Origin of the sequence: uncultured Sphingomonas sp., from assembly GCF_964237335.1 — a bacterium.
In the GTDB taxonomy this organism is placed as follows: domain Bacteria; phylum Pseudomonadota; class Alphaproteobacteria; order Sphingomonadales; family Sphingomonadaceae; genus Sphingomonas.
Genome location: NZ_CAXSHM010000005.1, coordinates 116978 through 130372 on the forward strand (window position 1 = coordinate 116978; position 13395 = coordinate 130372).

Consider the following 13395-nt stretch of genomic DNA (forward strand, 5'->3'; position numbering starts at 1 on the left):
CGACTTGTCCAGCGTCAACGCTCGCCGCCGGGTACCCATAGAACGTCGCCGCCGCCCGTTTGGTTCACGACGCGCGCCGCGACGAACAGCCAGTCCGACAGACGATTGACATAGGCTCGCGCTGGCGCGGACGCCTCGTCACCCAGCGCCACCACCGACCGCTCCGCCCGCCGCACGATCGCGCGCGCCAGGTGCAACGGCGCGGAGGGGCCAGCGGGCAGGATGAAGCTTGTCAGGGGCGCCAGTGCGACGTTCATCGCGTCGATCTCACGCTCCAGCCGCTCCACCTGCGCGGGCACGATCCGGAGCGCGCCGTCGATGCCGATCGGGGTCGCCAGGTCGGCGCCAAGATCGAACAGATCGTTCTGGATGCGCGCCAGATCAGGCGCGAGCGCACCAGCGAACGGAATCGCGACCCCGATCGCGCTGTTCGCCTCGTCCACATCGCCCATCGCGGCGAAGCGTGGGTCGGACTTGGGCGCGCGCGACCCATCCACCAGTCCGCTGGTGCCCGTATCGCCGGTGCGCGTATAGATGCGGTTCAGTTTAACCATCGGACGCTTCCCGATCGGCTCAGGTTCGCCCCGCCGCGAACAGGATCAGCACCACGACCAGGATCGCGCCGGCTTGGAACATGATGCGCGATTGCATCATCCTGTTCGACTTGAGCGCCGCCGTGGTCGGACCCTGCCCGTCCCGCACCTGTGCGGTACCCTCCTGCAGGAAGGCGACGATGCCGCGTACCAGCGCGACGACGGTGGCGATCATCAGACCGACCAGGGCGATGACGAGGATCGTTGTCATGTCCGCAATCTAATCCGTTCTGACGCCGAATCCAGCAGGCAGGTTGCCTTGCCGCAACAAGTCGGCGATTTCCCGCCCATCCGCGCCCGCCGCGCGCATCGCCGCCAGCGTCGGCGCGCCGTTCCGCTTTGCGAGCCGCCGCCCGTCGGGGCCGAGCAGTAGCGGATGGTGATGATAATGCGGCGTCGGCAGGCCGAGCAGCGCCTGGAGCAGGCGGTGGACGTGCGTCGCGGCGAACAGGTCCTCTCCCCTGACCACATCGGTCACGCCCTGCGACGCGTCGTCCACCGTCACCGCCAGATGATAGCTCGCCGGCGCGTCCTTCCGCGCGAGCACCACATCGCCGTGGCTTGCCGGATCGGCCGCGATCCACCCGACATGCGCGTCGTGCCACGCTAGCGGACCGGACGCGGCGATCGCGGCTCCCATGTCGAGCCGCCAGGCATGCGGCTCTCCGATCCGTGCAGCGCGGTCGGACAGGGTCAGCGAGCGGCAGGTGCCCGGGTAAAGCGGCTCGCCATCGCCCGCGTGCGGAGCGGAGGCACTGGCGGCCACTTCGCGCGCGATCGCCGCGCGGGTGCAGAAACACGGATAGAGCAGCCCCATCCCGCGCAACTGCGCCAGCGTCCCGGCATAGGCATCCAGACGCGCCAACTGCCGCCAGACCGGTCCGTCCCACGCCAGCCCCAGCCACGCGAGATCCTCGGCGATCGCGTCGACGAACTCGGGCCGGCTGCGCGTCCCGTCGATGTCCTCGATCCTGAGCAGGAAACGGCCATCGGCCGCGCGTGCCAGATCATGCGCCCGGATCGCCGACGCCGCATGGCCCAGATGCAGCCGGCCGGTGGGGCTCGGCGCGAAGCGGGTGACCACCGTTGCGGCAAGCCGAGCAGGCAAGGCTCGACCCGGGGCTTGACCCGGGATCGACGGCTGTGCAGTCATAATGGCGTCATCGCGGTCGGCGACGGCCGCCTCATTATGCTCGTTGGCAGCAGGCGGAGTCGTCGCGCGTGTTCCATCCCGATCTGATGCGTCATCCGGACAGTTGCCCCGCACTGGTCCTCAACGCCGATTTCACGCCGCTGTCCTATTATCCGCTCAGCATCTGGCCGTGGCAGACCGCGGTGAAGGCGGTGTTCCTCGACCGAGTCGACATCGTCGCGCATTACGAGCGCACCGTCAGGAGCCCGACCGCCAGCCTGAAGCTGCCGTCGGTCATCGCGCTGAAGCAATACGTCCGGCCGTCGCAATTTCCCGCCTTCACCCGGTTCAACCTGTTCCTGCGCGACAGTTTCACCTGCCAATATTGCGGCCACGGCCGCGACCTGACGTTCGACCATGTCATCCCGCGCGCGCAAGGCGGCCGCACGACCTGGGAAAATGTCGTCACCGCCTGCGCGCCGTGCAACCTGAAAAAGGGGGGCCGCACCCCCAAACAGGCGCGCATGCCGCTGCAGGTCGCGGCAATCCGTCCCACAAACTGGCAGTTGCAGGAACATGGCCGCCGTTTCCCCCCCAACTATATGCATGCAACCTGGCGCGACTGGCTCTATTGGGACGTCGAGCTGGAAGCGTGACGGCGTGGGGATGAGGATGAGGGTCGGACGAACAGGAGCGATCATGGTCGCGGCGTCGCTCGCGGGCTGCGGCGGCCCGACCAAGCAGCAGAAGGCCGCCTATGCCGAAGCCGCCAAACATTACGTCCCGCCAGCGGTGACGTCGCGCGTCGATTACGGTGCGCTTGTGGAGCGCAGATTCCGCCGGCTCGACCGCAACGGCGACGATTACCTCACGCCCGATGAGCTGCCGCAGCCGAACGATCCCGCGATCATGTCGCTCGACAAGGACCACGATGGGCGGGTGAGCGCGCAGGAGTTCAGCCAAGGCATGATGGCGCGGTTCGACGCCAACGACCTCAACAAGGACGGCACCGTCACCTCCAACGAGCTCCATGTGGCAAAGACGGCGACGAAGACGCCCTGAAGGTGGATGCCCTGACGACGGTGGCGACGGGTTTCGTTTGACCCGTGCGTTCCTGCGTCGCAGCATCGCGGCCATGGTCTCCCCATCCTCCGCTCCGCTGCCCTCAATCGCCAACAACCCCGACGTCCGCTATCTCGGCTCGCTGCTGGGCGACGTGATCCGCTTCTATGGCGGCGAGGCGTTGTTCACGCGCATCGAGGCGATCCGCGCCGCCTCCGTCGATCGCCACCGTGGCGCCGCCGACGCGCACGGCACGGCCCGAGATCCGACGCCTGACCTGCTCGGGCTAGACTCGCTAAGCCTCGACGAGACGATCGCCTTCACGCGCGGCTTCATGCTGTTCTCGATGCTCGCCAACCTCGCCGAAGACCGGCAGGGGATCGCCGCCGAGCCGGGCGCGACGCTCGCCGCGGCCGCCGAGCGGCTGGCGGGGGAAGGGATCGACCGCGCCGCCGTGACCGGCCTGCTCGCCCGCGCGCTCGTGGTTCCGGTGCTCACCGCCCACCCGACGGAAGTCAGGCGCAAGAGCATGATCGACCACCGCAACCGCATCGCCGAGCTGATGGCGCTGCGCGATCGGAGTGCGGAGGCGAGCGCGGACGGCGATCCGCTGGACGAGGCGATCGCGCGCCAGATCGCGCTGCTGTGGCAGACGCGCGTGCTCCGGCCCGAGCGGCTGGGCGTCGCCGACGAGGTGGAGACGGCGCTGTCCTATCTCGCGGACGTGCTGCTGCCCGAACTGCCGGCGCTCTATCAGCGGTGGGACCGCGCGCTTGGTGAGCGGTGCCCGGTGTTCCTGCGGCCCGGTAGCTGGATCGGCGGAGACCGTGACGGCAACCCGTTCGTCACCGCCGACAGCCTGGCGCACGCGCTGTCGCGGGCGTGTGAGACGGTGCTGCTCCACTATATGGCCGGCGTCCACACGTTGGGCGCGGAATTGTCGATCTCCAGCAGCGCGACACCGGTCGATCCGGCCGTGCAGCGGCTGGCCGACGCGAGCGGCGATGCGGCGCCGAGCCGCGCCGACGAGCCTTATCGCCGCGCGCTGTCGGGCGTCTACGCCCGGCTCGCGGCCACCTTCCGCCAGCTCATCGGCCGACCCGCGCCGCGGCCGGGCGCGCTGGCGGGCGAGCCTTACCCCGATCCCGCCGCCTTCCGCGCCGACCTCGCCTGCATCGCGCGGGGGTTGGGCCAGTCGGGCGACATCCTGGGCAGCGGCGGCGCGCTCGGCCGGCTGATCCGCGCGGTCGACACGTTCGGCTTCCACCTCGCCACGCTCGACCTGCGCCAGAACAGCGCAGTCCACGAACGCGTCGTCGCCGAGCTTCTGGCCGTTGCTGGCGTGGAGGCGGATTATCTGTCGCTGGACGAGCCCGCCCGCGTCGCGCTGCTGCGGCGCGAGCTCGCCGGCGCGCGGCCGCTCGCCAGCCCGTTCGCGGCCTATGGCGAGGAGACCGCGTCCGAGCTCGCGATCGTCCGCGCCGCCGCGCAGGCGCACGCGCGCTACGGCCCCGCCTGCATCCGCCAGTACGTCGTCTCGATGACGCGGTCGGTGTCGGACCTGCTGGAGGTCAATTTGATGCTGCGCGAGGCGGGGCTGTACCGCGCCGGCGACACGCCTACTGCCGCCATCATGGCCGTGCCGCTGTTCGAGACGATCGGCGATCTGGAAGCCGCGCCCGCGATCATGGCCGACTGGTTCGCCCTGCCCGAGGTGGCGGCGATCGCGGCCGCGCGCGGTCATCAGGAAGTAATGATCGGCTATTCCGACTCGAACAAGGACGGCGGTTACCTCACATCCACCTGGAGCCTGTCGGTCGCCTCCACCGCGCTCGCGCCGGTGTTCGAGGCTGCCGGTGTCGCGATGCAGTTGTTCCACGGGCGCGGCGGCGCGGTGGGGCGCGGCGGCGGATCGTCGTTCGCCGCGATCCGCGCGCAGCCGCCCGGCACGGTGCAGGGCCGCATCCGCATCACCGAACAGGGCGAGGTGATCGCCGCCAAATACGGCACGCGGGAAAGCGCCGCGGCCAATCTGGAGGCGATGGCGTCCGCCACCCTGCTCGCCAGCCTGGAGCCGCCGCCGCTGTCCCCCGCCGACGCCGCCCGCTTCGGCGCGGCGATGGACCGGCTGTCGGCGGGCGCCTTCGCCGCCTATCGCGACCTCGTCTATGGCGGCACCGGAGAAGGCACCGACGACCGCGGCTTCCGCACCTTCTTCCGCCAGATGACGCCGATCGCGGAGATCGCCGGTCTCAAGATCGGCAGCCGCCCCGCCAGCCGGACGAAGTCCGACCGGATCGAGGACCTGCGCGCCATCCCCTGGGTGTTCAGCTGGGCGCAAGCGCGGGTGATGCTGCCGGGCTGGTACGGCGTCGGCCAGGCGCTCGCCGGCTTCGACGACAAGGGCCTGCTCGCCGAGATGGCGCAGGCTTGGCCGTTCTTCGCCGCAAGCCTTGCCAACATGGAACAGGTGCTCGCCAAGTCCGACATGGGGATCGCCGCGCGCTACGCCGCGCTGGTGGAGGACCGCAGCCTCGCCGACACGATGTTCGGCCGCATCCGCGAGGGGTGGAGCCTGGCGCACGACGGCCTGCTGGCGACGACGGGCCAATCGCGGTTGCTGGAGCGCAGCCCGGCGCTGGAAGCCTCGATCCGGCTGCGCCTGCCGTATATCGAGCCGCTCAACCTCCTCCAGATCGAGCTCATCAAGCGCCGCCGCGCGGGCGAGGAGGACGAGCGGATCGGCGAGGGCATCCTGCTGTCGATCAACGCGATCGCGACCGCGCTCAGGAACTCAGGGTGACGCCGCAGCTCCGGAACAATGTGCTATGGGTCAATTCGCCGTCACCCCGGCCTTGAGTCGAGGCGGCTGTTCCTTCTACGGTCATTGAAGCGGGACTCCGGCGCAAGGCGGGGCGACGAGGAGTGGGTCCGTCCACCCGAGCCGATCGTTGTCGGCCGTGCCGAAAGGAAGCCTGAGCGTCGGCCACCGCGAACGCCCGTCGACGAACTATTTGAGGTGACGCATGACCTGGTCCGAGAAGATGGCGTTGATGGGCGGGATGGTCGTGTTCATGGAATTCTTCGCTTGGGCGACCCACAAATACGTCATGCATGGCTGGGGCTGGGGCTGGCACCGCTCGCATCACGAGCCACATGACGGCGCCTTCGAAAAGAACGACCTGTATGCGGCGACCTTCTCGATCGTCGTCGTCGGCCTGTTCATCGCCGGCATGTGGTGGCCAGCGCTCTGGTGGATGGCGATGGGGATCACGCTGTACGGCGGCATCTATGCGTTCGTCCACGACATGCTGGTCCACCAGCGGTTCGGCATGCGCTGGGTGCCGCGACGGGGCTATGCCAAGCGGCTGCTGCAGGCGCACCGGCTGCACCATGCGGTGAAGGGCAAGGAGGGCGGCGTCAGCTTCGGCTTCCTCCTGGCGCCCGATCCTGTCCGGCTGAAGCGCCGGTTGGCCGACCGGGTGGCGCGGTGATCGCCGCCCGCCGCGACACGCGCCACGGCCTCGTCCTGGTGGGGGCGATCGGCGGCGGCTGGCTGGCCGTGCATGTCGGCGGCATCTTCTTCTGGCGGTGGAGCCTCGCGACCGCGCCGCTCGCCTGCGGGCTGATCCTGCTGCAGGCGTGGCTCAGCACCGGGTTGTTCATCGTCGCGCACGATTGCATGCACGGCTCGCTCGTTCCCGGCCGCCGGCGCGCGAACGCAATCATCGGGACGATGTGCCTGGCCGCCTATGCGGCGCTGTCCTATGCGGCGCTGCTGCCCAAGCACCATGCGCATCACGCGGCGCCGGGAACGGCGAGCGATCCCGATTTTCACGCCGCCGCGCCCCGCCGGGCCCTGCCGTGGTTCGCCAGCTTCTTCCGCAACTATTACACGCACGGGCAGATCCTGCGGATCACCGCGGCGGCGGTCGTCTACATGCTGGCGGGTGCGTCGCTTGCGAACATCGTCGCCTTCTGGGCGGTGCCGGCGCTGCTGGCGCTCGCGCAGCTCTTCCTGTTCGGGACCTACCTTCCCCATCGCCACGACGAAGAACCGTTCGCCGACCGCCACAACGCCCGCAGCAGCGCGCTGTCGCCGCTCGCCTCGCTGATGACCTGCTTCCACTTCGGCGCCTATCACCACGAGCATCACCTCAGCCCCGCGACGCCCTGGTGGCGCCTGCCGGACGTCAGGAAGGCGCGCCGGGCAGACGCGGCATAGGGTCCGCTGCGGCTGGCCTCGCTATCCCTCCAAACTCTTCGACGCCTGCTCGAACAGGTCCTTCGACAGCCCCGGCGTCCCCACGATCCGCTCCAGCTCGCCACGCATCAGCCCCGCCCGACCCTCGTCGAACCGCCGCCAGCGTGCGAGCGGCGGCAACAGCTTGGCGGCGGTCTGCGGGTTCAGGCGGTCGAGCGCGATCAGCTGGTCGGCGAGGAAGCGGTAGCCGCCGCCGTCGGGCGCGTTGAACGCCCGCTGGTTGACGCCGAACGCGCCCACCAGACTGCGCGCGCGATTGGGATTGGCGAGCGTGAAGTCAGGGTGCTCCGCGAGCGCCGCCACCCGCGCCACCGTGTCGTCGCGCGGGGACAGCGCCTGCGTCTGGAACCATTTGTCGAGCACCAGCACATTGTCGGCATAGCGGTTGTAGAAGATATCGAGTGCCGCCTCGCGCAGGTCCGACGTGCCCGCCGCGAGGACGGACAGCGCACCCTGCCGGTCGGTCATGTTGTCCGCGCCCTCGAACTGGCGGAACGCGATGGCGGGCGCATCCGCGGCGCCGCTCGCCGCAAGATAGCCGAGCGCGACGCTGCGCAGCCGGCGCTTGCCCTTGCCCTCTGGCGTGTAGGCGTACGGCTCCGTCGACGGCGCGCAGACCGCCCGCCAGTGCGCATCCAGCCGCCGGCCGAGATCGCGGCGCAGCGCCTCGCGCGCACGGAAGATCGCGTCGGGATCGACCGTCGCCATCTGGTCGCCGACGAAGCTCTCGGACGGCAGCAGCACCGCCTCCGCGACGAACGCCGGATCGAGATGCGGGTCACCCAGCGTGTGCGCCACCGCGTCGATCACCGCCGCGTGGTCGGCCCGCCCCTCGACCGCGCCCGCGACCAGCGTGTCGAGCATCAACTGCTGCATCGCCTCGTAGCGCGCGAAGGGATCGTCGTCGTGCGCGGACAGGAAGGCGAGGTCCGCCGCCGCCCGGTCGCTCTCGATGATGACGGGAGCGGAGAAGCCGCGGTTGATCGACAGCACGGGGCGCTCGGTCACGTCCGCAAACGTGATCTCGGCCGCCTCGTCCTCGAACAGCACCAGCCGCTCGTCGGTGAGTGCCCGGCCGGTCTCGGCCCCGAACAGCTTCATCCGCAGCGGCAGGACGAGCGGCAGCTTGTCGGGCTGGCCCGGCGTCGGCAGCGTGCGCTGTGCGAGGCGGATCGTCGCCCGCCCGCCACCCGTTTCGTGATCCAAAGCAACCGCAACGCGCGGCGTGCCCGCCTGCCCATACCAGCGGCGGAAGCGGGACAGGTCGACGCCGCCCGCCTCCTCCATGCAGGCGACGTAATCCTCGCAAGTGGCGGCGGTGCCGTCGAAGCGGTCGAAATACAGGTCGGTTGCGGCGCGGAACCGCTCGGGCCCGACGATCGCCGCCATCATCCGGATCAGCTCCGCGCCCTTGTTGTAGATGGTGGCGGTGTAGAAGTTGCTGATCTCTTGGTACGCGTCGGGGCGCACCGGGTGGGCGAGCGGGCCGGCGTCTTCCGGAAACTGCGCCGCGCGAAGCCCGCGCACGTCCTCGATCCGCTTGACCGCGGCGCTGCCCTGGTCGGCGGAAAAGCCCTGGTCGCGATAGACGGTGAAACCTTCCTTCAGCGAGAGCTGAAACCAGTCCCGGCAGGTGATCCGGTCGCCCGACCAATTGTGGAAATATTCGTGCGCGACGACGGCGGCGATCGCGTCGTAATCGTAATCGGTCGCGGTGTCGGGGTCGGCGAGGATGTAGCGGCTGTTGAAGATGTTCAGCCCCTTGTTCTCCATCGCGCCGAAGTTGAAATCGTCGACCGCGACGATGTTGAACACGTCGAGGTCGTATTCGCGGCCATAGACGCGCTCGTCCCACGCCATCGCGAGCTTCAGCGCGTGGAGCGCATGGGTGGTGCGCGGCAGGTCCGCCTCGCGCACCCAGATCGCAAGCCGCACCTTGCGGCCGGACGCGGTGGTGAAGGTGTCGCGATTGGCGGCGAGGTCGCCCGCGACCAGCGCGAAGAGGTAGGACGGCTTGGGGAACGGATCGTGCCACTCGGCCCAGTGGCGGCCATCGTCGAGCGTGCCGTGCGCGACCGGATCGCCGTTGGCGAGCAGGATCGGGAACCGCTCCGCCTCCGCGCTCATCCGCACGCGGTAGACGCTCAGCACGTCGGGCCGGTCGGGGAAGAAGGTGATGCGGCGGAAGCCCTCAGCCTCGCATTGCGTGCACAGGTTGCCGCCCGACGCGTACAGCCCCATCAACTGCGTGTTGCGCTCGGGCGCGATCTCCACCTCCGTCTCGATCACATGCGCCTCGCCGGTGAGCGGGATGACGAGCGTGTCGCCCTCCATCGCCCAGTCGTTCACCGCGACGCCGTCGACCAGCACGGCCAGCGGGTGTTGCCCGCCGCCGTCAAGTCGCAGCGGCCCGCTTCCCTGCCCCCGCGTCACCTCCAGCCGGGCGCGGACCCGCGTCGCGACCGGATCGAGCGCGAAGTCCAGCGTCACCTGCGGCACCAGCCATTCGGGCGGCCGATATGCCTCGCGGCGGTGGACGAGGGGAGTGGCGGGCGCGGTCAGGACATCGAGCATTGAATGACTATGGACGGTGGTTGAAAGGGTTCCAACCCGTCCGCGCACGCAGGCCGGAACGGACGCCCTGATCCACGACAAGATCGTGCCCGCCGGCGGGTAGCCCGCCCGACCTGCGACCATCGTCCATGTAGCGCGATACGGGGGCATGCGACTATCACATGGCTCGATCGTCTCGCCGCAGGGTCTGCGGCGCGGATGCCCACCGAGTCGCCTTGGGGCTTGAGGACATGATGACCAGCAATACCCTGAACGCCACGCACGACCCGGCCCGCCGCAGCTGGGTCCCGTCCGCCGACACGCCGGGCGGTGACTTCCCGTTGCAGAACCTGCCGCACGGCGTGTTCGGCGTCGACGGAGATGCCCCGCGCGGTGGCGTGGCGATCGGGGACATGATCCTGGACGTCGGTGCCGCCGCCCGCGCGAGCCTGTTTCCCGACGCGATCGCGGGCATCGCCACCGCCGCGGCAGAGCCGACGCTCAACGGTCTTTGTGCGCTCGGCAACGACGCCGCCTCGCGATTGCGCGCCGCACTGTTCGACATATTGGCGACCGACGGTTCGCGTCGCGCTCAGGCGGAAGCGGCCGCCGCGACGCTGCTCGTGCCGATGGCGGCGGCGCGGCTGCACCTGCCGGTCGCGGTCGGGTCGTTCACCGATTTCATGACCTCGGTGCATCACGTGTCGGCCGCGCGCCGATCGCGTCCGGCCCGGCCGCTCAACGACAATTTCCTGCACCTCCCCGTCGCGTACAACAGCCGCGCGACGTCGATCACCGTCGACGGCGTCCCCTTCCCCCGCTCCTGGGGCCAGCGCCGCGAGGCCGATGGCACAGTCGTGTACGCGCCGACGGTCCGGCTCGATTTCGAGGTGGAGCTCGGCGTGCTGGTCGGCCCGGGCAACGCGCTGGGCACCCGCGTTCCGATCGATGCGGCCGAGGACCACATCTTCGGCTACCTGCTCGTCAACGACTGGTCGGCGCGCGACATCCAGATGTGGGAGATGCGGCTGGGCCCGTTCCTGGGCAAGGCGTTCCGGACCACGGTCTCGCCCTGGATCGTGACCGCCGAAGCCCTCGCGCCGTTCCGCGTCCCGGCACCGCCACGCACGGCGGACCAGCCCCAGCCGCTGCCCTATCTCGACAGCGCCGCGCATCGGGCGAGCGGCGGCGTCGATGTGGCGCTCGAGGGCCGCCTCTCCACTGCCCGCATGCGCCTGGCGGGCGAGCCGCCGATGCGGATCGTCGCCAGCCGGATGCTGGACTGCGCCTGGACGTTCGCGCAGATGCTGACGCACCAGACTTCGGGCGGCTGCAATCTGGAGCCCGGCGACCTGCTGGCGAGCGGCACCGTTTCCGGCCCGACCGACGAGTCGTCGGCCTGCCTGCTGGAGATCACCGCCGGCACCCTGCCGATCGTGCTGCCCAACGGCGAGGAGCGGTACTGGCTGGAAGACGGCGACACGTTCGTCATCACCGGGCGCGCGACGCGCGACGGGTTCGTGGGCATAGGCTTCGGCGCCTGCGGCGCGACGGTCCTGCCTGCCACTTGAGGACACATCGCCGGGCGACATATCGCCGGCTCTCAAGCGACATCGGCGTTTACAGGCGTCGGGTGCTGCCGCGGACGATCAGCTCGCCCGGGATCACGTCATCCCGCTCCCCCTGCCGATCGTTCAGCCGATCGAAGATGGCGGATGACTCAATCCCGGTCACGCACGACTTGGCCGGGGCTTCCCAGGCGCGGACACCCATTCCGCTCCTTTGTTAGCTGCGAAATCCTTGCGACTGGTGCCCCCCGAGACTGTATGCGAAATCGGTTGTCTTTCCGGATGTCCACGCATGATCAGCTTGCTTCTTGCCGCCATCGCCGTCCTTCAAAGCGCTGCGCCTGCCGCCGTGACGCAGGACGTGCCGAGCGATGCCGCTCACCGGGCGGCGATGAAGGCGGTTCCCATCCCGAGCGGCGGAACGGCGCTGAACGCAGTGCTCTACGTCGCCGCCGGCGCGGCTCCGCATCCGACGGTGCTGCTGCTGCACGGCTTTCCCGGCAACGAGCAGAACCTGGATCTCGCCCAGGCGATGCGTCGGGCGGGATGGAATGTCCTGACGCTTCACTATCGCGGCTCCTGGGGCACGCCGGGCAGCTTCAGCTTCCATCACGTTCTTGAGGACGCCGACGCCGCGCTGGCCTGGCTTCGCAGCTCGGACGGACGGGCGGCCGGCGTCGATCCCGGCCATATCGTGGTCATCGGCCACAGCATGGGCGGCATGGCCACCGCCTATGAGGCCGGACACGACCGCGCGATCATCGGCGCGGGGCTGATCTCGGCGGCGGGCATGAACCTGTTCACGGGACCCCGCGCAGAGATGATCAAGGCGCTGGGCGACGAATATGGCGCGGGCACCATGCACACCCTGGCCGGAACGTCTCCCGACGCGCTCTACGACGAGGTGAAGGCCGATCCCAAGCCGTTCACGCTCGACACCTATGCCGCAGGAGCGGCGATGAAACCGATCCTGGTGGTCAGCTCCGACGATGGTCTCCAGCCGGTCGACGACGGCTTCGCCGCCGCCGTGACGGCGTCGGGCGGGTCACCGCGGCGGGCGCATCTGGCCACCGACCACAGCTATTCCGATAGGCGGATCGCCCTGGAGACGATCGTCATCGACTGGCTCGCCACGCTGCCCGGCGCACCGAAGGCGCTGGCGGGCAACTGAACCGGCCGGGTCGACCCACAGCGTGTCGTTTCCCGGCGGCCATCTCCTCCCGATTGTCCCGTCCGTCGCGCTCGCTTGTCGGACGCAGACGTCGGTTGTTGGCTGCCGCATAGTGAAGCCAGGTCATATCTCGACCTGGCTGCCCAGCTCGACGACACGGTTGATCGGCAGGCAGAAGAAGGTCATCGGCTGTTCGGCGTTGCGGACCATCGCGGAGAACAGCCGCTCGCGCCAGCGCGCCATCCCTGGCTTGCGCGTCGGGACCAGCGTCTGGCGGCTGAGGAAATAGGTCGCGCGGTTGTCGACCGCGTCGATCGAGGCGAGCGCGGCGGGGATGTCGGGGCTTTCGAAAAAGCCGTGGCGGATCAGGACGCGGGAGACACCTTCGCCCAGATCGGTCTCGGTCACCCGGTCGTCGCGGACATAGGGCTCGAACGCGGTCTCGACCGTGACCAGCAGGATGCGCTCGTGACGCACCTGATTGGCCTTGAGATTGTGGAGCAGCGCCGGTGGCGTACCGTCCCTCAGCGTCGTCAGATAGATCGCCGTCGACGGGACGCGGTGGACCTTGGCGGTAGCCTTCAGGAACGTCTCGATCGGCATCGCGTCCGCCGCGAGCTTGTCGACGATCAGCCGGCGACCGCGATACCAGGTCGAGAAGATCGCCATGAGGAGGCCGGCGATGACGACCGGCAGCCAGCCGCCCGCGAGGAACTTGGTTGCCGACGCGGCGAACAGCGCGAGGTCGAGCGTCAGCAGCAACGCATATAGCGGCGCCGCCCAGACCGGGTTCCACTTCCACACGCGAAAGATGACGAAGCCGATCATCAGCGTCGTCAGGACCATCGTCGCGGTCACGGCAAGCCCGAACGCCGCCGCCAGCGCGGCCGAGGAGCGGAAGGCGAGCACGATCGCGACCACCGCGACGAACAGCATCGTGTTGATGCTTGGCGCGAACACCTGACCGCGTTCCTTTTCCGACGTGTGGCGGATCGACAGTAATTACTCACCCCCTTGCGGATGAGCGCGATCGCTGATTCAGAGGGGTTATG

Annotated in this window: 13 protein-coding genes; 7 read left to right on the forward strand and 6 right to left on the reverse strand. The window is 69.3% G+C overall.

Annotated elements, in window-relative coordinates:
* Positions 1-14: 14 nt before the first annotated feature.
* From ACFE65_RS04755 to gluQRS, 3 genes are read right to left on the reverse strand one after another with little or no spacing between them, the layout of a single operon-like run.
* Positions 15-554, reverse strand: coding sequence for a cob(I)yrinic acid a,c-diamide adenosyltransferase (locus ACFE65_RS04755; protein WP_375381196.1), 540 nt, complete (start codon positions 552-554; stop codon positions 15-17).
* A 19-nt stretch (positions 555-573) separates the two neighbouring features.
* Positions 574-804 (reverse strand): twin transmembrane helix small protein, encoded by a 231-nt coding sequence (locus ACFE65_RS04760; RefSeq protein WP_375381197.1) that lies wholly within the window; start codon positions 802-804, stop codon positions 574-576.
* A gap of 9 nt (positions 805-813) precedes the next feature.
* Positions 814-1677 carry a tRNA glutamyl-Q(34) synthetase GluQRS gene (gene gluQRS, locus ACFE65_RS04765; protein ID WP_375381198.1) on the reverse strand — a complete coding sequence of 288 codons (864 nt, stop codon included), beginning with the start codon at positions 1675-1677 and terminating at the stop codon, positions 814-816.
* Between the two features lie 137 nt (positions 1678-1814).
* Here gluQRS and ACFE65_RS04770 point away from each other — a divergent pair, with 137 nt between their 5' ends.
* The 5 genes from ACFE65_RS04770 (at position 1815) to ACFE65_RS04790 (ending at position 7012) form a co-directional block, all read left to right on the forward strand.
* Positions 1815-2381, forward strand: coding sequence for an HNH endonuclease (locus ACFE65_RS04770; RefSeq protein WP_375381199.1), 567 nt, complete (start codon positions 1815-1817; stop codon positions 2379-2381).
* A gap of 43 nt (positions 2382-2424) precedes the next feature.
* Entirely contained in the window at positions 2425-2787 is a 363-nt protein-coding gene (locus ACFE65_RS04775; protein ID WP_375381200.1) for a hypothetical protein, read from the forward strand.
* A 73-nt stretch (positions 2788-2860) separates the two neighbouring features.
* Positions 2861-5590 (forward strand): phosphoenolpyruvate carboxylase, encoded by a 2730-nt coding sequence (gene ppc, locus ACFE65_RS04780; protein WP_375381201.1) that lies wholly within the window; start codon positions 2861-2863, stop codon positions 5588-5590.
* Between the two features lie 223 nt (positions 5591-5813).
* Positions 5814-6281, forward strand: coding sequence for a beta-carotene hydroxylase (locus ACFE65_RS04785; protein WP_375381202.1), 468 nt, complete (start codon positions 5814-5816; stop codon positions 6279-6281).
* Positions 6278-7012: a fatty acid desaturase gene (locus ACFE65_RS04790; protein WP_375381203.1), complete on the forward strand. Its 735-nt coding sequence runs from the start codon at positions 6278-6280 to the stop codon at positions 7010-7012. Before ACFE65_RS04785 ends, ACFE65_RS04790 begins: the two co-directional genes overlap by 4 nt.
* 21 nt (positions 7013-7033) lie before the next feature.
* Here ACFE65_RS04790 and pepN read toward each other — a convergent pair whose 3' ends face one another.
* Positions 7034-9625 carry an aminopeptidase N gene (gene pepN, locus ACFE65_RS04795; protein WP_375381204.1) on the reverse strand — a complete coding sequence of 864 codons (2592 nt, stop codon included), beginning with the start codon at positions 9623-9625 and terminating at the stop codon, positions 7034-7036.
* A gap of 233 nt (positions 9626-9858) precedes the next feature.
* On the opposite strand from pepN, the gene fahA reads away from it, so the two are divergent.
* The gene (gene fahA / locus ACFE65_RS04800) at positions 9859-11175 is read left to right on the forward strand and encodes a fumarylacetoacetase (RefSeq protein ID WP_375381205.1); all 1317 of its coding nucleotides are present in this window, start codon (positions 9859-9861) and stop codon (positions 11173-11175) included.
* A gap of 49 nt (positions 11176-11224) precedes the next feature.
* Here the strand turns inward: fahA and ACFE65_RS04805 are convergent, their stop codons facing one another.
* On the reverse strand, positions 11225-11377 hold the full coding sequence (locus ACFE65_RS04805) for a hypothetical protein (protein WP_375381206.1): 153 nt from the start codon (positions 11375-11377) through the stop codon (positions 11225-11227).
* 87 nt (positions 11378-11464) lie between these two features.
* Between ACFE65_RS04805 and ACFE65_RS04810 the strand changes: the two genes are divergently transcribed.
* Positions 11465-12343 (forward strand): alpha/beta hydrolase family protein, encoded by an 879-nt coding sequence (locus tag ACFE65_RS04810; protein ID WP_375381207.1) that lies wholly within the window; start codon positions 11465-11467, stop codon positions 12341-12343.
* A 123-nt stretch (positions 12344-12466) separates the two neighbouring features.
* On the opposite strand, the gene ACFE65_RS04815 is transcribed toward ACFE65_RS04810, so the two are convergent.
* Complete coding sequence (locus ACFE65_RS04815; RefSeq protein WP_375381212.1) at positions 12467-13342, reverse strand: KUP/HAK/KT family potassium transporter; 876 nt, start codon at positions 13340-13342, stop codon at positions 12467-12469.
* Positions 13343-13395 lie beyond the last annotated feature (53 nt).

Coding starts and splice junctions, on each gene's coding strand:
- ACFE65_RS04755 (WP_375381196.1), bottom strand. CDS start 554: ATGGTTAAACTGAACCGCATCTATACGCGCACCGGCGATACGGGCACC.
- ACFE65_RS04760 (WP_375381197.1), bottom strand. CDS start 804: ATGACAACGATCCTCGTCATCGCCCTGGTCGGTCTGATGATCGCCACC.
- ACFE65_RS04775 (WP_375381200.1), top strand. CDS start 2,425: ATGGTCGCGGCGTCGCTCGCGGGCTGCGGCGGCCCGACCAAGCAGCAG.
- ppc (WP_375381201.1), top strand. CDS start 2,861: ATGGTCTCCCCATCCTCCGCTCCGCTGCCCTCAATCGCCAACAACCCC.
- ACFE65_RS04785 (WP_375381202.1), top strand. CDS start 5,814: ATGACCTGGTCCGAGAAGATGGCGTTGATGGGCGGGATGGTCGTGTTC.
- pepN (WP_375381204.1), bottom strand. CDS start 9,625: ATGCTCGATGTCCTGACCGCGCCCGCCACTCCCCTCGTCCACCGCCGC.
- fahA (WP_375381205.1), top strand. CDS start 9,859: ATGACCAGCAATACCCTGAACGCCACGCACGACCCGGCCCGCCGCAGC.
- ACFE65_RS04805 (WP_375381206.1), bottom strand. CDS start 11,377: ATGGGTGTCCGCGCCTGGGAAGCCCCGGCCAAGTCGTGCGTGACCGGG.
- ACFE65_RS04810 (WP_375381207.1), top strand. CDS start 11,465: ATGATCAGCTTGCTTCTTGCCGCCATCGCCGTCCTTCAAAGCGCTGCG.